The 19,913-nt window shown below is 69.4% G+C and carries 18 protein-coding genes and 3 pseudogenes; 15 read left to right on the forward strand and 6 right to left on the reverse strand.

Going from position 1 to position 19,913, the window contains the following annotated elements:
- Positions 1–300 precede the first annotated feature (300 nt).
- On the forward strand, positions 301–645 hold the full coding sequence (locus tag ACGFRF_RS30555; protein ID WP_393745441.1) for a helix-turn-helix domain-containing protein: 345 nt from the start codon (positions 301–303) through the stop codon (positions 643–645).
- A gap of 470 nt (positions 646–1,115) precedes the next feature.
- Here the strand turns inward: ACGFRF_RS30555 and ACGFRF_RS30560 are convergent, their stop codons facing one another.
- Positions 1,116–1,877: a helix-turn-helix domain-containing protein gene (locus ACGFRF_RS30560; protein ID WP_393745443.1), complete on the reverse strand. Its 762-nt coding sequence runs from the start codon at positions 1,875–1,877 to the stop codon at positions 1,116–1,118.
- A 238-nt stretch (positions 1,878–2,115) separates the two neighbouring features.
- On the opposite strand from ACGFRF_RS30560, the gene ACGFRF_RS30565 reads away from it, so the two are divergent.
- On the forward strand, positions 2,116–2,781 hold the full coding sequence (locus ACGFRF_RS30565) for a DUF4097 family beta strand repeat-containing protein (RefSeq protein ID WP_393745445.1): 666 nt from the start codon (positions 2,116–2,118) through the stop codon (positions 2,779–2,781).
- Between the two features lie 223 nt (positions 2,782–3,004).
- Here the strand turns inward: ACGFRF_RS30565 and ACGFRF_RS30570 are convergent, their stop codons facing one another.
- Positions 3,005–3,916, reverse strand: coding sequence for an NAD-dependent protein deacetylase (locus tag ACGFRF_RS30570; RefSeq protein ID WP_393745447.1), 912 nt, complete (start codon positions 3,914–3,916; stop codon positions 3,005–3,007).
- 342 nt (positions 3,917–4,258) lie between these two features.
- Between ACGFRF_RS30570 and ACGFRF_RS30575 the strand changes: the two genes are divergently transcribed.
- Entirely contained in the window at positions 4,259–5,404 is a 1,146-nt protein-coding gene (locus ACGFRF_RS30575) for a PP2C family protein-serine/threonine phosphatase (protein ID WP_393745449.1), read from the forward strand.
- 101 nt (positions 5,405–5,505) lie between these two features.
- Here the strand turns inward: ACGFRF_RS30575 and ACGFRF_RS30580 are convergent.
- Positions 5,506–5,587, reverse strand: a pseudogene (locus tag ACGFRF_RS30580) (FBP domain-containing protein); the annotation flags it as partial.
- A gap of 167 nt (positions 5,588–5,754) precedes the next feature.
- Here ACGFRF_RS30580 and ACGFRF_RS30585 point away from each other — a divergent pair.
- Positions 5,755–6,933: a GDSL-type esterase/lipase family protein gene (locus tag ACGFRF_RS30585; protein ID WP_393745451.1), complete on the forward strand. Its 1,179-nt coding sequence runs from the start codon at positions 5,755–5,757 to the stop codon at positions 6,931–6,933.
- Positions 6,934–7,054: 121 nt separating this feature from the next.
- Here the strand turns inward: ACGFRF_RS30585 and ACGFRF_RS30590 are convergent, their stop codons facing one another.
- Positions 7,055–7,732: a GAP family protein gene (locus ACGFRF_RS30590; protein ID WP_393745453.1), complete on the reverse strand. Its 678-nt coding sequence runs from the start codon at positions 7,730–7,732 to the stop codon at positions 7,055–7,057.
- A gap of 512 nt (positions 7,733–8,244) precedes the next feature.
- Here ACGFRF_RS30590 and ACGFRF_RS30595 point away from each other — a divergent pair.
- From ACGFRF_RS30595 to ACGFRF_RS30610, 4 genes are all read left to right on the forward strand, one after another.
- Entirely contained in the window at positions 8,245–8,835 is a 591-nt protein-coding gene (locus tag ACGFRF_RS30595) for a hypothetical protein (RefSeq protein WP_393745455.1), read from the forward strand.
- Between the two features lie 117 nt (positions 8,836–8,952).
- The gene (locus ACGFRF_RS30600) at positions 8,953–10,305 is read left to right on the forward strand and encodes a Dyp-type peroxidase (protein WP_393745457.1); all 1,353 of its coding nucleotides are present in this window, start codon (positions 8,953–8,955) and stop codon (positions 10,303–10,305) included.
- 202 nt (positions 10,306–10,507) lie between these two features.
- Positions 10,508–10,630, forward strand: a complete 123-nt coding sequence (locus ACGFRF_RS30605) for a hypothetical protein (RefSeq protein WP_393745459.1) — start codon at positions 10,508–10,510, stop codon at positions 10,628–10,630.
- A gap of 168 nt (positions 10,631–10,798) precedes the next feature.
- On the forward strand, positions 10,799–11,152 hold the full coding sequence (locus ACGFRF_RS30610) for an antibiotic biosynthesis monooxygenase family protein (RefSeq protein WP_393745461.1): 354 nt from the start codon (positions 10,799–10,801) through the stop codon (positions 11,150–11,152).
- 141 nt (positions 11,153–11,293) lie between these two features.
- Here the strand turns inward: ACGFRF_RS30610 and ACGFRF_RS30615 are convergent, their stop codons facing one another.
- Together ACGFRF_RS30615 and ACGFRF_RS30620 are read right to left on the reverse strand one after the other, a co-directional pair.
- Positions 11,294–11,830: a GNAT family N-acetyltransferase gene (locus ACGFRF_RS30615; RefSeq protein WP_393745463.1), complete on the reverse strand. Its 537-nt coding sequence runs from the start codon at positions 11,828–11,830 to the stop codon at positions 11,294–11,296.
- Between the two features lie 284 nt (positions 11,831–12,114).
- Positions 12,115–13,383: a hypothetical protein gene (locus ACGFRF_RS30620; protein ID WP_393745465.1), complete on the reverse strand. Its 1,269-nt coding sequence runs from the start codon at positions 13,381–13,383 to the stop codon at positions 12,115–12,117.
- Between the two features lie 184 nt (positions 13,384–13,567).
- Between ACGFRF_RS30620 and ACGFRF_RS30625 the strand changes: the two genes are divergently transcribed.
- The 7 genes and pseudogenes from ACGFRF_RS30625 (at position 13,568) to ACGFRF_RS30655 (ending at position 19,637) form a co-directional block, all read left to right on the forward strand.
- The gene (locus ACGFRF_RS30625; RefSeq protein WP_393745467.1) at positions 13,568–14,140 is read left to right on the forward strand and encodes a TetR/AcrR family transcriptional regulator; all 573 of its coding nucleotides are present in this window, start codon (positions 13,568–13,570) and stop codon (positions 14,138–14,140) included.
- A gap of 498 nt (positions 14,141–14,638) precedes the next feature.
- A pseudogene (locus ACGFRF_RS30630) lies at positions 14,639–14,914 on the forward strand (NADH-quinone oxidoreductase subunit A); the annotation flags it as partial.
- 32 nt (positions 14,915–14,946) lie between these two features.
- Positions 14,947–15,501 carry a NuoB/complex I 20 kDa subunit family protein gene (locus tag ACGFRF_RS30635; protein ID WP_393745469.1) on the forward strand — a complete coding sequence of 185 codons (555 nt, stop codon included), beginning with the start codon at positions 14,947–14,949 and terminating at the stop codon, positions 15,499–15,501.
- A gap of 14 nt (positions 15,502–15,515) precedes the next feature.
- Positions 15,516–16,262, forward strand: a complete 747-nt coding sequence (locus tag ACGFRF_RS30640; protein WP_393745492.1) for an NADH-quinone oxidoreductase subunit C — start codon at positions 15,516–15,518, stop codon at positions 16,260–16,262.
- Positions 16,262–17,602, forward strand: a complete 1,341-nt coding sequence (locus ACGFRF_RS30645; protein WP_393745471.1) for an NADH-quinone oxidoreductase subunit D — start codon at positions 16,262–16,264, stop codon at positions 17,600–17,602. The genes ACGFRF_RS30640 and ACGFRF_RS30645 overlap by 1 nt, the downstream gene beginning before the upstream one ends.
- 138 nt (positions 17,603–17,740) lie before the next feature.
- A pseudogene (locus tag ACGFRF_RS30650) lies at positions 17,741–17,833 on the forward strand (esterase); the annotation flags it as partial.
- A 499-nt stretch (positions 17,834–18,332) separates the two neighbouring features.
- Entirely contained in the window at positions 18,333–19,637 is a 1,305-nt protein-coding gene (locus ACGFRF_RS30655; protein ID WP_393745473.1) for a cytochrome P450, read from the forward strand.
- The last annotated feature ends 276 nt before the right edge of the window (positions 19,638–19,913 follow it).

Consider the following 19,913-nt stretch of genomic DNA (forward strand, 5'->3'; position numbering starts at 1 on the left):
GGTCGCGAGCAGTCGAGCAGTACCCGCGTTTCCGTAGTACAACCGAGTAACCGAAGGTAAGGAGCAGAACGCCATCAGGATCGCCCGGGCGAGGAAGAAGTCCGTCCGGGTACCGCAGGCCCCGGATTGGAAGGTGGTCCCCGGTCACGCATCCGCGATCCCCGCAGCCCCGCCCTCTCAGGCGGAACCTGCGGACAAAGAAGGCCGGCGCAGTATGCCGGTAGATGGTGTTGAAAGCTCGGGGCCCGGGTGCCGACAAGGCACCCGGGCCCCCCGACGCGTCCCCGAAAGAAGAGGTCTATGCCCCCTGCTGGTTCCCGTCCCGTCGACAATCTCGACGATGACGACTATCCCGCCTACACCATGGGCCGGGCCGCCGAGATGCTCGGCACCACCCCCGCCTTCCTCCGAGCCCTCGGCGAACACCGCCTGATCACCCCCCTGCGCTCTGAAGGCGGCCACCGCCGCTACTCCCGCTACCAACTGCGCATCGCCGCCCGCGCCCGCGAACTCGTCGACCAGGGCACCCCCATCGAGGCTGCCTGCCGCATCGTCATCCTCGAGGACCAGCTCGAAGAAGCCCAGCGCATCAATGAGCAACTGCGCTCCCAGGGCAGCACGTCCCAGTCGAAGACAACGGCCTGATCGGCACGCCCTCTGCTCAGGGAGACCTGGCCGGTCGCCGTGCTCAGGTGAGGGCCAAGGGCACCCAGCCGGAGGCCCGCCGCCCGTGGTCGGGGACGCGAGCACCTCGCGCTGGAGGCGGTGCCTCAGACGGTGTTCCGGGACGCCGGCACGGCGCGGCTGCTTCCCCGGCTGCTCCCTGGGCCGCTCAAGGGCCGCACTCCCGGGCCGGTCTTCCTCACCCGTCGTCGTCCCCAGGGCCGGCCAAGGTCCTCGGGCCGCGCGGCGTCCGCCCCGACACCTCTACCGCTCGGCTCCTACGGCCAGACCGTGCGCCCTGCCGGCAGGAACACGGCTGCCGGGGGGCGGGGGACGGGCTGGGCCTCGCACGAGTGGCGATACTCCGGGCTGTCCCTCCTCGGCGAGGCCGCGGGCTGTCCCACCTCGGCGACGCCGGGGGTGAGCCTGCCCGCGACGATCGCGACGGCTGTCTATCCGTGGTCTCGGTCTGGAATCGGTCGGGCGGTGTCGTTCGAGGTCGGTGCGGGTTTGGTGTGGAGGACTTCGCGGGCCTGTTCGGCGGCACGGGTGATGCTTTCGCTGATGAAGTCGAGGAAGCGGGCGATGTTCTCCAGGCGGGTGGCGGCGGGGGTGTGGGGGCCGAGGACGGCGACGCCTTGGCGTGCGGTGGCGACGAGCTGGTCGTTGGACCGGGCGCTGGCGATCGTCGCCTGGTAGAAGAGTTCGTCGTCGACGACGTAGCGGTCACGGCGGCGTTCGTCGCGTTCTCGGCGGACGAGGCTCTGGCCCTCCAGGAAGGTGATCGCCTTGGAGATCGACGCCGGGCTGACCTGGAGGCGCTGGGCGAGTTGGGACGCGGTGAGGCTGCCCGCGTCGGTGGTGAACAGGCAGGTCAGCACCCGGGCCGTCATCTTGGGCAGGCCCGAGGCCATGAGGACGGTGGTGAGCGTCTCCTCGTACTCGGCCACGGCCTCGGCATCGCGTCCGTGCGGCTGGGGGACTGACTCCGGGCTCCGGGAGGACGCGGGCCTGCGCCGGTGGGCGCGGCGCTCGGTGGCGCGGTGGGCCAGGTCGGCGCGGTAGGCGGTGGGGCCGCCGTTGCGCATCACCTCACGTGTGATCGTCGAGGTCGGGCGGCCCAGGCGCCGGGCGATCTCGGCGTAGGGGAGGCCGTCGGCCAGCCCCAGCGCGATCTGCTGGCGTTCCTGCTGGGTGAGCCTGCCTCCCGGCATCGCGATCTCCTCGGTGATCCTTCGTGGTGGTCCCTGGCCCCTCCAGCATAGCGTTCACTTTTCCCTCATTGCAATGACCGGGGCTATGTTCGTTGCGTTCCTTTCATAGTAGTTGCAACAGTTTCCTTGTCCTGAGCTGCATGAATGCTGATTTTATGCAACGAGTATGTTGTCGAACTATGGAAAGCAACGTAGCGTTTCCGGTGTCAGAAACAACGAGTGAGCACAGGAGAGCACGATGCAGAAGTTCGACACCCCCGCCCCGATCTCCGCCGTCGTGGACATCCCCGCCGGACGCATCCAGTTCATCGCCGCCGACCGCGTTGACACCACCGTCGAGGTCCGTCCCGCCAACCCCGCCAAGAGCCGCGACGTCCAGGCCGCCGAGCAGACCGCCGTCGCCTACGCCGACGGCGTCCTGCGGATCCACACCGCCGAGCCCCAGAGCCGGCTGTTCGGCCCGTCCGGATCCATGGAGGTCACCGTCCAGCTGCCCGCCGGCTCCCGCGTCGAGGCCAAGGCCGCCGGCTCCGAGCTGCGCGGCGTCGGCCGGCTGGGCGACGTCGCCTTCGAAGGCGCGTACCGCCAGATCAAGATCGACGAGGCCGCGAGCGTCCACCTCACCGCGATCGACGGCGATGTCGAGATCGGCCGCCTCAACGGCCCCGCGGAGATCAGCACAGCGAGGGGCGACATCCGGATCAACGAGGCCGTGCGCGGCACGGTCGTGCTCCGCACCCAGTCCGGAGACATCTCGGTCGCCGCCGCCGGCGGCGTCTCGGCCGCCCTGGATGCCAGCACCGGCTACGGCCGCATCAGCAACGCCCTCAAGAACGATGGCACCGCCGAACTCGACATCCGCGCCACCACCTCCCACGGCGACATCACCGCCCGCAGCCTCTGAAAGGGCACAGGACGTCGATGCCGTTCTCGCCGCCAGGGGTGTCGACCGGGCCCTGCTGGTCGGCTGGTCCTACGGAGCGTTCGTCGTGGCGCACTGGGCCGGTCGGATCACCGTCCCGACGCGGCACGTGGTTGCTTCGGGGGCGTCCTTCGGAAGCCGCGGTGATGAGCAGGAACCGATACGCGCCGGCCTCGACGTGAACCCCGTGGGCGACCCACCACCGTCAGGACTTCGTCGACGCCGCCGTATGGCCGTCGAGGGGGATGCCCAGGCGGCCGGCCACGGTGGTGAGGGCTGTCCCCAGGGGGAGCGCGACTCGGGTGAGGGCGTGCCGGTCGCCTCGGGTCGGATCCTGGTTGACGATCAGCACGGGTTTCCCGGCCTGGGCTGCCTGCCGGACGAACCGGAGTCCGGACATCACCGTCAGTGAGGAGCCCAGGACCAGCAGCGAGGCCGCTTCACGGACCAGCGTGCGGCAGTGCTCGACCCGCTGCGGCGGAACGGCCTCGCCGAAGAACACCACATCGGGTTTGAGGATGCCGCCGCAGATCGTGCAGGGCAGCACGCGGAAGTCCCCGACCTGGTCGTCGGTGAGGTCGGCGTCACCGTCCGGGTTGATCCCTGCGGCCACCGGCTCGAAGCCTGGATTGGCCTCCTCCAGCCGCCGGGCGAGTTCCCGGCGCGGGCTGAAGGCGCCGCAGGAAAGACAGACGACCCGGTCCAGGCTTCCGTGGAGTTCCACGACACCCTTGCTGCCGGCCGCTTGGTGCAGGCCGTCGACGTTCTGGGTGATCACACCCGAGACCTGTCCGTGCCGAGCGAACGCGGCCACGGCCCGGTGCCCGGCGTTGGGGCGGGCGCGGCCGAAGGTGCGCCAGCCGAGGTGGCTGCGCGCCCAGTACCGGCGCCGCGCCTGGGCGCTGCCGGTGAAGTCCTGATACGTCATCGGGGTGTGCCGGCTCAGGCTCCCGCCCTTGCCCCGGTAGTCGGGGATGCCCGACTCCGTGGAGATGCCCGCCCCGCTGAGGACCAGCACACCGCCGGTGCTCAGCGCATCGGCGACCGGTTCGAGATCGGTGGTGCCCGGCGGCAGGTCCTCGGTAGGGGTCCAGCTCAGAGTAGGGCGCATGCGCATGCCACCAGGGTACGGAAACAGGCTGCCGTCAGTCCGTCGCACCGATCAGCAGGATGCGCAGCGTGCTGGTGGGACGACCCGGCCTGTCGGCGTGGCCCGTCGGCCGCCGAACTCGGCCTGCCGGCCGGACCCCGCCGCCGGCGCAACGGACGTAACCGCCCGTGCGGTGGCTGATGTCGGATGCGGAGGCCGGCAGGGACGCGGTCGAGCGGCGAGCGTTTGCATGGAGGGCACGCCTGTGATCGGCCGAGGGTCCTCGTCACCCCGGCTGGAATCACCGGTGGTCGGCTCGTGGTTATGCACGTCGTCATGATGAGAGAGCCGAAGCAGGAGTGCCCAGGCATGAGCGCTGAGACCGGGGTGAGTTCTGTCGCCCAGAAGCTACGGGGCTGGAGCCGGACGCCTCCGTACCAGTGGTGGCTGGTCGGACCACTGCTGGTGATCGTGGCCATCCCGGTCGCCGACGCTTTCCTGCCCCCGGACGTTCACCTCGCCCACCTGCTGGTGGTGGCCGTCGCGATCACTGCCATGGGTGCCGGACCGCGGACCACCGCGCTGGTCGGCACACTGGCGGTGCTCGCGCTGGTCGGCGCCGGGTGGGAGCGAGGAACCCTGGCGACCGAGAGCGTCCTGGTCGAGGCTGCGGCGCTCGCCGTGCTCTCCGCCCTCCTGGCCCTGTTCGCCCGTCTGCGGGACCGGCGCGAGTGCGAGCTGGTCCGGGCGCGTTCGGTGTCCGACGCCACCCAGCGCGTCGTACTGCGCCCCCTTCCGGAGCGGGCCGGGCCGGTGTCCCTGGCCTCGGCGTACCGCAGTGCCGAGGCCGACACGGGTATCGGCGGCGATCTGTTCGCCATGGCGCGCACCAGCGGGTCGACCCGGCTGGTCATCGGAGACGTACGCGGCAAGGGCCTCGCCTCCATCAGCGACACCGCCATCGTGCTGGGCGCCTTCCGGGCCGCCGCCCACAGGGAGTTGCCGCTGCCCGACCTGGTGGCATACGTGGAGGACGCGGTCCACTGGGGTCTGCGGGAGTTCTCCGGGGCCGCGGACGACGTACACGAACGGTTCGTGACGGCGGTGGTGCTGGACATCCCGGACGACCAGCCGGTGGTGCACGTGATCAGCTGCGGGCATCCGCCGCCCCTGCTGCTGCGCGAAGACAGTGGCACGGCGATCGCGCTCGCCGTGCCCGAGCCGGCGCCTCCGCTCGGTCTCGGTGCGATCTTCGACGCTACCTACGCCACCGCGGTCTTTCCCTTCGCCCCCGGCGACCGGCTGGTTCTCTACACCGACGGGGTCACGGAGGCGCGTGACGGCCGGGGCGTCTTCTATCCGCTCGCCGAACGCGCCGCGGCCTGGGTCGACCACGGGCCCGGGCAACTGCTCCGGAGGATCATCGCCGATCTGGACGAGTACGTCGGCGGACGGCTGAACGACGACATGGCCATGGTCGTCGTCGAGCGGACCGGACAGCCGGCGCCGGCCTGACCCTCCGGGACCGTCCGGCGTGCAACGGTCGGAGCGTCGGGCGGATGACGTCGGCCACGGGCTTCATGTGGTGATCTCGGCGATGAACGCGGCGAGGTCACGGGAACGGACAGGCGCTTCGCCTCGCCCTTGGTGCAAGTTCACGAAGGCGCTACGGATCTCTGGCTCGGTCAGTGGCTTCATAAGTGGCAGGCTAAGTTGCCTAAAAGTATTAGGCAACTTCATAATGGCTATCGCTGAGTAGGGGCAAGGTTATGGTTCGAGCTGGTCTGTCTCCGGAGCGCCTGGGCTGACCGGGACACACCCTGATCCGCGAACAACTCATGCATCCCGATCGACAGGCTGGGGCGATGAACACCGAGCACGACTGGACCACCACACCCGTCACCGCGGACATCCTCCGCGGTTTCCTCGAGCTCGAACCGACCGCGCGCGGCCTGCTCCCGCACCGGCTGCCCGGTCCGGCGCGTCGGCAGATCCCCGACGAGCAACTGGCCATGGCGGAGGCCCAGCCGTCCGGGGTGCGGCTGGCCTTCCGCACCCGGGCCACCGTCATCGAACTGGACACGCTGCCCACCAAGCGCGTCTACCGAGGTTTCCCGGCCCCGGCGGACGGCGTCTACGACCTGCTGGTCGACGGCCGTCTCGCGGCCCAGGCCACGGTGGCCGGCGGCAACGTCCGCACGATCACCGACATGGTCACCCAGGCCTCCGAACTGAGCGAGGGGCCTGCCGGCGCCGCCCGCTTCACCGGTCTGCCGGCGCGTGACAAGGACGTCGAGATCTGGCTTCCGCACACGGAGATCACCGAGCTGATCGCCCTGCGCACCGATGCCCCCGTCGAGCCGGCACCCGACCGCGGACGCAGGGTGTGGCTGCACCACGGCAGTTCCATCAGCCACGGCTCCAACGCCGCCCACCCGACCGCCATCTGGCCGGCCTTGGCCGCGGCCCAGGGCGGCGTGGAGCTGGTCAACCTGGGGTTCGGCGGCAGCGCGCTGCTCGACCCGTTCACCGCCCGTGCCATGCGGGACGCCCCCGCGGACCTGATCAGCCTCAAGATCGGCATCAACGTCGTCAACACCGACGCGATGCGCCTGCGCGCCTTCACCCCCGCGGTGCACGGCTTCCTCGACACCATCCGCGAGGGGCATCCGGCCACGCCGCTGCTGGTCGTGTCCCCCATCCTGTGCCCGGTCCAGGAGGACACGCCCGGTCCCCTCGCGCCCGACTTCGACGGGGGGACCTTGCGGTTCAAGGCCACGGGCGATCCGGCGGAACGCGCCACGGGCCGCCTGACGCTCCATGTCATCCGCGACGAACTCGCCCACATCGTCGAACAGCGGGCGGCCGACGACCCGAACCTGCACTACCTCGACGGTCGTGACCTGTACGGCGAGAGGGACTACGCCGAAAACCCGTTGCCCGACGAGATCCACCCCGACCCCGAAGGACACCGCCGCATCGCCGACAACTTCGCGCGGTACGCGTTCGGCCCCGGCGGTCCCTTCGCCGTTGCGGCAGGTTGACCACCGCGGGTACGCAGACCGCGATCGCCACGGGATCGTGCTACCGGCCCAGTGCACGCCCGCGACGCACCCCCTTCACGCCGGCTCAGCACCTCGCCTCGGCTGTCAGGGGGTGCGGCTGTCACGGGGTGAGGATCGAGACGCCGTCTCCCAGCAGTTTCAGTCCCAGGACGAAGAACAGGACCGCCATCACGGCGACATTGTGCTGGGCCGCCCAGTCTTTCCAATTGCCGAGCGTGCTCTTGGCGGGCTCTCCTCCGAGCAGGAAGACGCCCAGTGGTGCCAGCAGGCCGAGGGTGGCGATCAGGACGAAGATCGCCAGCGATCCGATCTGTTGCCCCACCGGCAGGCCGGCTGAGCCGATGGAGGCGGCCGCGGCGATGGTCAGCGGGGCGTTCTTGGCGTTGAGCGCGGCCAGGCCCAGTCCGAGTCCGAAGACCTTGACCGGCGTGAGGCGGTCGATCGCGCTCATCCACTTCGGCAGCTGGGCTTGCGAGGGATCCTTCGGGCGTCGGTGCCATTGCCGGGCGCCGAAGAGGACGAGGAGCACACCCAGGGCGAGCTTCAGGGCTCCCACCCAGGTGGCCGGGTGCTTGTCGGCCGAGGCATCCGCAGGGGAGGCGATCGCCAGCATCACCGCGCCCAGTGCGGAAAGTCCCAGGATCCAGCCGACAGTGAACAGCGTTCCGTTGAGACGTCCCTTGGGCGTGGCGAGGATCAGGATGAGTGCGATGATCGGGAGCGGGCTGATCGCGACAGCGGCCGCAAGACCCAGCACGTCACCGAGAACTTTGCCCATGGTTGCCTCCGGGGGCTGCTTCGCGGGAGGGGATGACCCGACCGCCCGGGCGGGCAGCCGCGGCCCTGTCGCGCACGCGCCCCCGGCCCGCAGAAGGGGCGCCAGTGCGGTCGTCGCCCGCCCGGAACCCGCGCTTGTGAACGGCGAACTCCCCGACGGAAAGCCGTTCCGCGGCCGGCGCGGCTTGCCGCGCGGACGGCTTCTCGGTGTTCCGCGGAAGCGGCTGTTCGGGAACGCCACGACGGCTTCCTCGGGACATCCCGTTCAATCTTCCTGCGCCTTTGCGGATCTGTCCTCAGGAGCCCGTCACAACCCGAGGATCTGGCTTCGACCTGCTCCTACGTTCACGGCGTCGGACAGGCCAGCCGGCAGCCGAGGCTGCTTTCCACACCCGCAGGACCCCAGTTGCTTGGCGATGCATGCGGGGTCACGGTTGATAAGCGAGGGCGATGGTGCCCCATGTTCGAGCGCTTGGCGTCCCTCGCACCGATCCGTGGCAGGAGAGTCTCAGGATGACTGCGACGACAGGTACAGCTCAATCGGCTCACGCCGATCGCCCGGGCAGGGCGGACGGGGTCTGCAGCGAGTTCACCGTCTTCACCAAGATCAAGCAGGGCCATGCGAACGCGCTGCGTGAAGATCTTGCCGCGCTCGCCGACCCGACGGGTGACGAAAGGGTCCATGCGGCGGTGCGCCAGATCGGCACTCTGCATGACGCACGGCACGTGATCTTCGACAACGACACCCGGTTCATGTTCGCCAGCGTCTTCGACGGCTCCTGGGACACCTACATCGACGACTTCGCCAAAACGGTGGTCGGGGAACGCTTCGACAAGGTCTTCTCGCACAGCGAAGGGTTCCCCGGCATCAAAGATCCAGGGGTGAAGGAGTGGTTCCTCGCCCACCAGGAGCCCGCGGGGGTCTTCGTCAGCGCCTATCCCGATCTGACCGTTCAGCAGATCTACAAGGACCACCGCGTGGAAGAGGCGTTCGAGGAGGTACTCGACACCCCTGCGTTCCGGGCGGCGCTGGAGAACCCGGCCAACGCGGAGTTGGTGGCCACGCCGGCCTTCCAGAAGCTGCTGGAGGAGGCCTCGGCCTAGAACCCGGCACAGCCGACCCTCTGAGCCGACACACCATCGGTGGACCGCGTCGGCAGGCGCGCACCCGATTGCTGCGGGCTTGCCCAGTCAGAGACCGATGTGGAGGCACGAGCCATCATGAACACGGCGGACAGCAGCAGCACAGTCGGCGCGGACATCGAGATCGATGACATCCAGAGCGGGGCGCTACGTCCTCGGCCGGTGCCCTACGAGGGAGAGTTCGTCTTCCTGCGCGTCGACGACCGCCACGCCGGGCGGGCCCTGCTGCGGCGACTGCTCCCGTTGACGTCCGGTGGTCTGCCCAGCGTGGACCTGAGCCAGGACGCCTGGGTGGCTGTGGCGTTCACCTACCAGGGGCTGAAGGCCCTGGGGGTGCCCCAGGAGGCGCTGGACAGCTTTCCGCCGGCATTCCGTGAGGGCATGGCCGCTCGGGCGAAGCTGATCGGTGACGTGGGGGAGAGCGCCCCGGAGCACTGGGAAGCACCGTTCGGAACGGGCGAGGTGCACATCGCGTTGAGCGCCCTGTCGTCCGACGCGGCACAGCTCGAGCAGGAGTTGGGCCGAGCCCGTGTCGTCTACGAGGACACGCCCGGTGTCCAGGTGATCTGGCAGCAGGACGTGAAACAGCTTCCGACCGGGCGCACCACCCTCGGCTTCCGCGACGGCATCAGCCATCCGAACATCGAAGGCGTCGAACTGCCGTGCTCCAACCCCCAGGAACCCCCCATCAAGGCCGGCGAGTTCATCCTCGGCTACCCCGACGAAACCGGCAATCTGCCGCCCATGCCCAGCCCCGATGTGCTGGGACGCAACGGGACCTACGCAGCCGTCCGCAAGATCCACACCAATGTGGCGGCCTGGCGCCAGTACCTGCGTGCGAACACCTCCAGCGAGCAGGAGGAGGCACTCCTGGCGGCGAAGATGATCGGCCGCTGGCCCAGTGGAGCGCCGCTGACGCTGACGCCGGAGCACGACGACCCGGAGCTGGCGGCGGATCCGCACCGCGTCAACAACTTCCTGTACCGGGAGAACGACGACCGCGGCTACCGGTGCCCCGCCGGAGCGCACATCCGGCGCAACAACCCCCGCGACGCCACCATCGTCGGCGACGCGCGGATGCACCGCCTCATCCGCCGCGGCACCACCTACGGCCCGCCCCTGCCCGAGGGCGTGCTGGAGGACGACGGCGCCGACCGGGGACTGGTCGGGGTCTTCATCGGGGCCCATCTTGAACGGCAGTTCGAGTTCATCAAGGCCGAGTGGGTCAACGACGGCAACTTCATCGGCTATCCCGGCGAGAAGGACCCGGTGGCCGGCCATCACGACGGAACCGGCAGCGCCACCATCCCGGAGAAGCCGGTCCGGCGCCGTCTGCGGAACCTGCCCGGCTTCGTGGTCACCCGCGGCGGCGAGTACTGCTTCGTGCCGGGTCTGCGTGCTCTGCGCTGGCTCGCCGAACTGGAGGACTGAGGGCGCTGCCGGTCATCTGAGGCCCGCCACGGTCTCCGAGGAGAGGTCGAAGTCATGGCAGCACAGTTCGTCCGTTACACGCCGGACGTCGAAGACGATGACCCGCATTTCGACGAGTACCTGCAGACGGTGATCGAGAGAACCGAGAGCTACATTCACGCCCTGGCGGGTCACCGCCGAGCACGCACCCCTCGGCAACATCATGCGAGCCCGCAAAGAGGTCTACCGGCAGTCCTCCATCCAGCGCCACAAGCTCAACCAGCAGCCGCGCACGGAACCCCGCAGTGCCGACGAGGTACTCGGCCCGGTCCACCAGCACGGGTGAGAACCGGGCCGCCGGCTCCGGGGCGTGAGGGCGCCGGCCCGGCTGGAGGACGTACGTGTCGAGGTGGTTCGCCACCGGTGACAGCTGGGGTCAAGAGCCGGATCCCTGAGGTGTCCCGTTCAGGAAATGCGCCGGATCGCCGGGCGCATCCTGACCTACAGTGGCGCCATGAGCCATCACTTCGAAGCGCCTGTCGCGCCCGTCGAGGCCTTTGAACCCCCGTACTACGTCGCTGTCTTCACCGCGGTGCGAACCCAGAACCAGAGCGGCTACAGCGAGACCAACGCACGCATGGAAGACCTGGTGAAGGACGTCCCCGGGTACCTGGGAATGGACCACGCGCAGACGCCGGGCGGGCTGTCCATCACCGTCGGGTACTTCCGCGACGCCGACGCCCTCACGGAGTGGCGGTCCAACGCCGAGCACCGCGCGGCGCAGAAGCGCGGGCGGGACGAGTGGTACCAGAACTACACGCTGCATGTGGCGAAAGTGGAGCGGAGCCACGGGTTCGCACGAGCCTAGGGAGCCGAAGCCCGCCCGCCCCCGCAGGAGCGGCCCCGTTCGCCACCTGCGGGGTGTTCCCCTCCGACAACGGCCACTTCGCGGTGGAGCCGACGAGATCCGCACGGGTTCGACGCCGCGGCACGACTGCGCCGCGAACGGTCAGCGGCTGCCGGTGGGTGACTGCGTCGCCGGAAGTTCCCACCTGATCTCGCCGTCGTGCCAGTGATCGGTGGGAGCCAGGCCCGCGGCAGCGGCAACGGCAGCGGATGCGTGGTGATCCGGATGGACGTGGGCACGGATCACCCGGACGCCTTGCTCCCGCAGCCAGGCGACCAGCCCCCGTGCGGCCTCGGTGGCGATCCCGCGCCCTTGCCACGGAGTCCCGACCACCCAGGCGACCTCGGCCGCATATCCGCGCTCAGCAGCAGTGACCGTGGCCTGCACCGTCCCGGTCAGGCGCTGCTCCTCGCGGAGCCGGATCACCCAGTTCCACCACGTCTGGGAAGGCTCCGGTGAGCCGGCCACCAGGCGTTCATACCGTGACCGCAAAGCCTGCGCAGAGTGCGGGGCACCGCCGATGAAGACATGAAGAGCCGGGTCGGAGAGCACCTCGGCCATCTCGTCCGCGTGCTCCACAGCGAGCGGCACGAGGCTCAACCGGTCGGTCTCGACTGCCCCGATCTTCATGGCATCCATACTGTCTCCCGTTCGACGGCTCCCGCTCCCGGCGCACGTCCGACACTACGGTGCCGTCCGCTACCGCGCCCAGGCGGTCGGCCGGCCACGCAAGCCCCCGCCGACCGCTCCGGTCACCTCGGCCCGTTGCCCTCCGCACCGCCCAACGGCTCCCGGTGCGCGTCGGCCCGTCCCGCCTCACCGTCGGTGAGCCCGTGCACTCGTGCGCACCGGGCCCGGCAACCGGGGTCACCCTGCTCCCCGACGGCCGGGTGCGCCGGTACGGCAGGACGAGCCGACACCGCCTACGGCTTCACGGCGTACACATAGCGGCTGAACGGCGCCCTGCGGTCGAGGTGGCTCGGCTTGTCGCTCTCGTGGTCGTTCGCGTACTCGCCAAGGGTCCACAGCGCCACCCGGCCATTGATCCGGCTGTAACTGAGGTCCTCACAGCCGATGTTGAGGTACGACTCGCGCCGTCCCGCGGCCGCCCCCTCCCGCCACGACCTCAGTTGTCCCGGCTTCTTCGTGCCGTGGCTCGATGAGAAGTAGTACCTGCCGTTGGCGGCCCTGACCGCGCCCTGCACCCGCACCTCCCGGTTCGCGGCGGCTTGCCAGGAGGCTTGCGTGCTGCTCAGGTAGCCACTGCTCCGGCTCCCCAGTTCCCACCGCGCCAGCCGGCAGCTCCCGCCCGCCCGGTACTCGCTCACCAGCAGCGCGGGCCGGCCCTTCGTCCGGTCCAGCGACACCTGCGAGAACGTGAACCCACGTGTCGCGCTGCCGGTGGCGTCATAGGCGTAGCACTGGGGCAGCACGTAGTCGTACCCGTGCGCGTGAAACGTACCGTCCGCCTGGCGGCCGAGCCCCGGACCCTTGGTGACCTTGAAGATCCGGTCGAGGTCGTACACCCGTAAGCCGGTCGTCCCGATCATGCTGTCCGCGACGTACAGCTTGTTGCCGTACCAGGCGATGCCGCCCGCGTGCAGGTCCGACTCGCGGAAGTCGTACCGGTCTCCTCCGTCGTCGCGGAGCCCGTACGGCTCCACGAGCAGTACATGCTGGTACGTCGGGTCGCCTGTCGCGTTCCAGTTGACGACGCTGATCCGCGCGCCCTGCTTCTCGGCCGCGAGCCTGCCGTACCAGGACACCAGCAGCGTCGCGGGTGCCGAGCCGTTGGCGTCGTAGGTGGTGGTGATGCCCTGCGGCCGCCAGTTCTTGTCGACGAAGTCGGCATTCGCCCAGCGGAACGCGTACAGCAGTTCTTCCGGCTCCTTGTCGGGGCGGGGCTTGGTCCCGTCGTCCTGATCCTCCGGCCACCGGGTGACCCGGTCCGCCTTCAGGGCCGGGGTCCTCGTCAGGACCTCGTTGAGGGAGACCGGGCCCCCGAGTAAGGAGCTCAGCCCGTTGATGGCTCTCCGGTAGCTGTACGCCGACGCCCCCGTGGGAGCGGAGCGTCCCTTGAGCCGGTACCGCTCCGCCGCCGCGGCCTGGCCGGGCAGGGTCAGGCCGCCCGCCGCCGATGCCACCGGGGCCGCCACCATTCCGCGCAGGATCGTTCTCCGTGTGGTGTTCATGGCGACGGATCGTAGGGCGGAACGCATCGTTCGACCCCGGCCCGACCTGTCCCGGACATGTCCCGGACAGCCCAAAGGGCCGCGTAGGGACGCGTCGTGTGCATCCGCCGGGTCCCGCGGGCCCGTCGTCCGTCGCAGTGCATGACTTTTTGACAATTTCAAGCAGACCGGCCATATTGCTGGTATGCCTCAGGTGAGCGTCAGGGGAAAGCTGATCGAACACGCGGAGACCGTGTTCCGCCGCCAAGGCTTCAGTGCCGCCAGCGTGGCGGACATCACCAACGCCGCGGGTGTGCCGAAGGGCTCCTTCTACAATCACTTCAAGAGCAAGCAGGAACTCGCCGCTGAGATCGTCCGTCGCTACAGCCGTGGGACGGACCTGTCCATGTTCGGCAGCGACAGTCTCCCGGTGATCGAGCAACTGCGTGAACACTTCGCCGCCCAGTCCGCGCGCACCCGCTCCACCGGCGTCGAGTACGGATGTCTGCTGATGACCATGGCCAGTGAGGCGCCCACGGCAGGCGAGGAAGTCGGCTCGGTCGTCCGCCGCAGCATCGCCGAGTGGGTCGGGGTGCTGGCTCCGGTGATCGAGCAGGGGCAGCGGACCGGTGAGATCACGGCACAGGAGCCCGCGACTGACCTTGCGGCGTTTCTGATCGACGCTTTTCAGGGCGCTGCGCTGCGCGGCAAGGCGACGGCTGACGACGCCGCCGCCATGCGCTCCCTGAACCTGGCCCTCAACGCCATCAAGGCCTGAACAACGGGCAGACCGCTCCGGGCGAACCAACGGTCTGCCCGCATCCGCTCGTTGGACGCGGTACGCGACGCGCCGAGCGCGATGTGGCTGAAGTATGCCCCTTTACCATGCATCGCCAGCAAGGACAAAGTTGCCTTGGGCGCACTGACTTGGGTAGAGGGGACGTCAACTGACCAGCGAAGCCCCCCCTGGAACTCACTCCTGGTGATCAACCGGCGCTCTGTGTATAGCGATTGTGTCTCGCTCATCGTGATGATCCTCCATCGAGTGGTGAAGATCACAAACCGGCGTCTGAGTTCTATGTCGCAGATCACAGCCCGTCGGGCTTAAGATGCTCCCGGTCGGGCTTGTGAACTGCCTCACAATGTCGCGGTCTTCGCGGGGGGACACCCCTCGAAGACGGTCCTCGGGACCGGCCACGGGCCGGGTCGGAGGTGGTGAGTGACGCCTGACGCGCACGGTCCATCGGTCAAGGACGACTGGAAGGAGCTGAGGGGCGTGAACGCCTACGCACCCATCCTCGCGCTCGGCGCCCTCGGGCGGCGTTCGCCGTCTTCTCTGTGCGCGTCACACCGGACGGTTCGATCAGGCAGAACCTGAAGCGCACGAGTGCGGCATCGAGCTCACCTCCACGCCCGCGGACGGCGGCGCTTTGTATCCCCGGGCCGTCATTTTCGGATCACTGGGCCGTTCCGATACGTGGAGATGCTGCTCTTTCCGCTCACCGACTTCGTCGCCCACGCGTACGTCCGGCGGCGCGGCGGTTTGGAATGGACCAGAGGACTACAACGGTTGAGGGGCACCCATTGGGACTTGAAGAGAAACTCCCGAGCGGATTCCTGCTGAGTACCGTCGAAGAGGCCGCGGGCTGGGTACGGAAGTCGTCCGTCTTCCCCGCGACCTTCGGCCTCGCGTGCTGCGCCTTCGAGTTAATGGCGGCGGGGGCGGGCAGGTACGACCTTGCACGGTTCGGCATGGAGGTCTTCCGCGGCTCACCGCGCCAGGCCGACCTGATGATCGTCGCCGGCCGGGTCAGCCAGAAGATGGCGCCCGTCCTGCGGCAGATCTACGACCAGATGCCCCACCCCAAGTGGGTCATCTCCATGGGCGTCTGCGCCTCCTCGGGCGGCATGTTCAACAACTACGCGATCGTCCAGGGCGTCGACCACATCGTCCCCGTCGACATCTACCTCCCCGGCTGCCCGCCCCGCCCCGAGATGCTGATGGACGCGATCCTCAAGCTGCACCACAAGATCCAGACCTCGAAGCTGGGCGTGAACGCGCAGGAAGCGGCCCGCGAGGCCGAGGAAGCGGCGCTCAAGGCGCTCCCGACCATCGAGATGAAGGGGCTGCTGCGTTGACCGGCAGCGGCACTCTGCCGGCCGGCTCCCCTGCGCAACGCGTCGGGCACATCCCCGCCGCGCGGGAGGCGGCCGGTGAGGTCATCGGCGTCCGCCGGGGCATGTTCGGCGCGGACAACGGCGGCGACACCTCCGGGTACGGCGGCCTGGTCAGGACGGTCGCACTGCCCGCCCCGTCGTCCCGGCCGTACGGCGGCCCGGGATGCGCGCCCGGTGAGGAAGGCGTCTTCGACCTGGTCGCCGACGAACTCGAGGGCGCGCTCGAGGAGCAGGGCCTCGTCCCGGACCACGCCATCACCACAACGGTCGTCGACCGCGGCCAACTCACCTTCCACATCCGGCGCGAGCACCTCGTGCGGGTGGCCCGTACGCTGCGCGACGACCCCGCGCTGCGTTTCGAGTTGTGCACCGGCGTCTCGTGTGTCCACTACCCGGGCGACCAGGGCCGCGAGCTGCACGCCGTGTACCACCTGCGTTCGATCACCCACAACCGGCTGGTCCGCCTGGAGATCTCGGTGCCCGACGCCGACCCCCACGTGCCGTCGCTGGTGGAGATCTATCCGACCAACGACTGGCACGAGCGCGAGACCTACGACTTCTTCGGGCTGATCTTCGACGGTCACCCGGCCCTGACCCGGATCATCATGCCGGACGACTGGCAGGGCCACCCGCAGCGCAAGGACTACCCCCTCGGCGGCATCCCCGTCGAGTACAAGGGCGCCCAGATCCCGGCTCCGGACCAGCGGAGGTCGTACAGCTGATGACCACCTCACACGCGAACGCCACCCCCCTGTCCCGCGCCCGCGAGACGACCGAGGGCACCGTCTACACGGTCACCGGCGGGGACTGGGACGAGGTCGTCCAGTCCGCCGCGCGCGCCGACGACGAGCGCATCGTCGTCAACATGGGCCCTCAGCACCCCTCCACCCACGGAGTGCTCCGGCTGATCCTGGAGATCGACGGCGAGACCGTCACCGAGGCCCGCTGCGGCGTCGGCTACCTCCACACCGGGATCGAGAAGGGCATCGAGTACCGCACGTGGACGCAGGGCACCACGTTCGTGACGCGCATGGACTACCTCACGTCGTTCTTCAACGAGACGGCGTACTGCCTGGGCGTGGAGAAACTCCTCGGCATCGAGGACGACATCCCCGACCGGGCCACCGTCATCCGGGTCATGCTCATGGAGCTCAACCGCATCGCCTCGCACTTGGTGGCCATCGCCACCGGCGGTATGGAGCTGGGCGCGACCACGGTCATGATCTATGGGTTCCGCGACCGTGAACTCATCCTGGACGCCTTCGAGTTGATCACCGGCCTGCGCATGAATCAGGCGTTCATCCGGCCCGGCGGCCTCGCCCAGGACCTGCCGGCCGGCGCCGTCGACCAACTGCGGGACCTGGTCAGGACGCTCAGGAAGAACCTCCCGGAGTACGACAAGCTCGCCACCGGTAACCCGGTCTTCAAGGGCCGCATGCGCGACGTCGGCTACCTCGACCTCACCGGCTGCATGGCACTCGGCGTCACGGGGCCCATCCTGCGTTCCGCCGGTCTGCCGCACGACCTGCGCAAGTCCGACCCGTACTGCGGCTACGAGACGTACGACTTCGACGTCCCGACCGCCGACACCTGCGACGCCTACGGCCGCTTCCTGATCCGCCTGGAGGAGATGCGCCAGTCGCTGCGGATCGTCGAGCAGTGCCTGGACCGACTGGCGCCGGGGCCGGTGATGGTCGCGGACAAGAAGATCGCCTGGCCCGCTCAGCTCGCGCTCGGCCCCGACGGCCTGGGCAACTCCCTCGACCACATCAAGAAGATCATGGGTACCTCCATGGAGGCCCTGATCCACCACTTCAAGCTGGTCACCGAGGGCTTCCGCGTCCCGCCGGGGCAGGCCTACGCGGCCGTCGAGTCGCCGAAGGGGGAACTGGCCGCGCACGTCGTCTCCGACGGCGGCACCCGCCCCTACCGGGTCCACTTCCGCGATCCGTCCTTCACCAACCTGATGGCCCTGGCGGCGATGTGCGAGGGCGGCCAATTGGCCGACGTCATCGTCGTCGTCGCGTCCATCGACCCCGTTCTGGGAGGCGTCGACCGGTGACGGCCGCACCGTCCGACCCCGCGGCACCGGGCTGCGCGAGCGGCCCGGTCAGCCCGGGACGGCCCCAGCCGTCGGCCCCGGCGGACGAAGGGGAGTAGAGGAGAGGCTTGCTTCCGGGCGCTACCCGCTGACGGTGCGCTGCACGCGGCGCACACGCTGCGGGTGTTCCCGCGCCGGCCGGACGGCGAGCTGCCCCAGGTCGCCCAGCCGTTGCTGCTGCTGCGCGCGCCCGGCGGCACGGCTCGTCGGCCACGGGGCGGGCCGAGGCGGGGAGCCCGGCCGCGGGCCTGCTGCGGCCCGGTGACGCCGGCGCTCACACCGCCGCCGACCACAACGAGTGGCACAACTGCCGCTGGTGCACTGTGACTTTGGCGACAGCACACGCGAGTCCGTCCACCGGCGCTCATCCGTACCGTGTGCCCGCACCCCGGCGCGCAGCCGCGCCTCACCGCAGCCGCACCCCCGCGCCACCCCCTGTCGGCCACTTCCCCAAGGGTCGTAGTCACCGACGCCCGCGATCATGCCGACACCCCCGCCGTTACTGCCCTACTCCTCGCTTTGACAAACCACCGATAGAAAGTGTTTAACAAACCGCCGATAAATGGATCCCTATCTCTCAGTTCGAGAGCGGATCCGGTCGAGGAGGCGCTTGACGATTTTTCCACGATCGGGTGACACTGCTGGTGCATTTGACGTCCCGTGATGCGTCAGCGCAAAAACTGGAGACTTCATGTCGTTGGAGCAACCTGCCGTCCCGCGGTTAAGAAGCGCCACTGAGACTCCCCAAACCGAGTTACCCACCGTTCTCGGTGGTTTCGACCTCAGCGACCAAGACCGGTTCGGCGACGGGTTCCCGCACGAGGTCTTCGCCCGGCTCCGCCGGGAAGCGCCCATCCTGCTGCACCCGCCCGGCCGCACCCGCGACGGTGAGAACTTCTGGGTGCTCTCCCGCTACGCCGACGTGGTCGAGGCCGCGGCCCATCCGCTGCTGTCCTCCCAGGGTGGCGGCGACCGCGAGGGCGGCGGCACCCACCTCGACGACCTGCCCGCCGGCACCTATTCCGGCGCGATGCTGAACATGATGGACGACCCGCGGCACCGGCTGCTGCGCGAGTTGGTCACACCCTCGGTCACCGGTCCGGTGCTGGACGCGCTGACCCCGACCATCACCGAACGCGCGGAGGCGATCGTCTCCGAGGTCGTGGAGCAGGGCTCCTGCGACTTCCAGAACGACGTCGCCGGCCGCTTCTCCGTCGAGGTCATGGCCGCGCTGATGGGCGTGCCGCGCGCGGACTGGCCGCAGTTCGTCGACTGGACCGAAGTGGTGATGGGCTACGAGGACCGCGAGTCCGGCGAGTCCTCCTCCCGCAGCCAGGCCGCGCTGCTGGCCATGTACGAGTACGGCGTCAAGCTGATCGCCGAGAAGCGGGCCGCCCCGGCGCAGGACTTCCTGTCCGTGATCGCCGCCAAGGACCTGCCCGAAGGCCACGGCGAGCCGCCGCTGCGCGACTACGAGCGCGAGGTGTTCGTCAACCTGCTGTCCCTGGCCGGCAGTGAGCCGACCCGTAACGTGATCGCGGTGGGCCTGCTCGCCCTGGCCGAACGGCCGGACCAGTGGCAGGCGCTGCGCGAGGACCGGTCCCTGCTGGGCAGCGCGGTCGAGGAGATGATGCGCTGGTCCACGCCGACGCCGTACAACCGGCGGACGGCCACCGAGGACTTCACGTTCCGCGACGTGCAGATCCGCCGCGGGGACAAGGTCACACTGTGGTGGTCATCGGCCAACCGGGACGAGAGCGTGTTCGCCGACGCCATGTCCTTCGACGTGCGCCGGGACCCCAACCCGCACGTGGCCTTCGGCTGGGGGCCGCACAGCTGCCTCGCGGTGGACCTGGCCCGCATCGAACTGCGCACGCTGTTCAGCGTGTTGCTCGACCGGGTCGCCGAGGTGCGGCTGACCGGTCCGGTGCCGTGGGCCAACAACAGCAAGCACACGGTGGCGCTGAAGGTGCCGGTGGAGTTCGTCCGGGCCTGAGCGAACCCGTGTCCTGCTGATCGCGGCAGGCACCGTGACCACCGGCCCCGCAGCGGTCCGGGGCCGTGTCACGGGGTGATGTCCGGCGGCCCGGAGGGGCCGGCGCCCGAGGCTGGTCCGTGCTCGATCCGGGATGCGACCGGCCCGGTGCCTGCGTAGGCCGGGTCGGTCGGCCTGCCCTGCCCGCCGGCCGACCGTGCCGGGTGCGCACGACGGGACGCCCCGGCCTGCCCGCAGTGTCAAGGAAGTTGTCGGTCCGGCATGACTGCCGGGCAG

It is taken from the genome of Streptomyces sp. NPDC048521, assembly GCF_043199855.1.
GTDB lineage: Bacteria > Actinomycetota > Actinomycetes > Streptomycetales > Streptomycetaceae > Streptomyces.

Bases quoted from the DNA above. Each gene is read 5' to 3' on its own strand.
- ACGFRF_RS30555 (WP_393745441.1), top strand. From the start codon at position 301: ATGCCCCCTGCTGGTTCCCGTCCCGTCGACAATCTCGACGATGACGAC.
- ACGFRF_RS30560 (WP_393745443.1), bottom strand. From the start codon at position 1,877: ATGCCGGGAGGCAGGCTCACCCAGCAGGAACGCCAGCAGATCGCGCTG.
- ACGFRF_RS30565 (WP_393745445.1), top strand. From the start codon at position 2,116: ATGCAGAAGTTCGACACCCCCGCCCCGATCTCCGCCGTCGTGGACATC.
- ACGFRF_RS30570 (WP_393745447.1), bottom strand. From the start codon at position 3,916: ATGCGCATGCGCCCTACTCTGAGCTGGACCCCTACCGAGGACCTGCCG.
- ACGFRF_RS30575 (WP_393745449.1), top strand. From the start codon at position 4,259: ATGAGCGCTGAGACCGGGGTGAGTTCTGTCGCCCAGAAGCTACGGGGC.
- ACGFRF_RS30585 (WP_393745451.1), top strand. From the start codon at position 5,755: ATGAACACCGAGCACGACTGGACCACCACACCCGTCACCGCGGACATC.
- ACGFRF_RS30590 (WP_393745453.1), bottom strand. From the start codon at position 7,732: ATGGGCAAAGTTCTCGGTGACGTGCTGGGTCTTGCGGCCGCTGTCGCG.
- ACGFRF_RS30595 (WP_393745455.1), top strand. From the start codon at position 8,245: ATGACTGCGACGACAGGTACAGCTCAATCGGCTCACGCCGATCGCCCG.
- ACGFRF_RS30600 (WP_393745457.1), top strand. From the start codon at position 8,953: ATGAACACGGCGGACAGCAGCAGCACAGTCGGCGCGGACATCGAGATC.
- ACGFRF_RS30605 (WP_393745459.1), top strand. From the start codon at position 10,508: ATGCGAGCCCGCAAAGAGGTCTACCGGCAGTCCTCCATCCAGCGCCAC.
- ACGFRF_RS30610 (WP_393745461.1), top strand. From the start codon at position 10,799: ATGAGCCATCACTTCGAAGCGCCTGTCGCGCCCGTCGAGGCCTTTGAA.
- ACGFRF_RS30615 (WP_393745463.1), bottom strand. From the start codon at position 11,830: ATGGATGCCATGAAGATCGGGGCAGTCGAGACCGACCGGTTGAGCCTC.
- ACGFRF_RS30620 (WP_393745465.1), bottom strand. From the start codon at position 13,383: ATGAACACCACACGGAGAACGATCCTGCGCGGAATGGTGGCGGCCCCG.
- ACGFRF_RS30625 (WP_393745467.1), top strand. From the start codon at position 13,568: ATGCCTCAGGTGAGCGTCAGGGGAAAGCTGATCGAACACGCGGAGACC.
- ACGFRF_RS30645 (WP_393745471.1), top strand. From the start codon at position 16,262: ATGACCACCTCACACGCGAACGCCACCCCCCTGTCCCGCGCCCGCGAG.
- ACGFRF_RS30655 (WP_393745473.1), top strand. From the start codon at position 18,333: ATGTCGTTGGAGCAACCTGCCGTCCCGCGGTTAAGAAGCGCCACTGAG.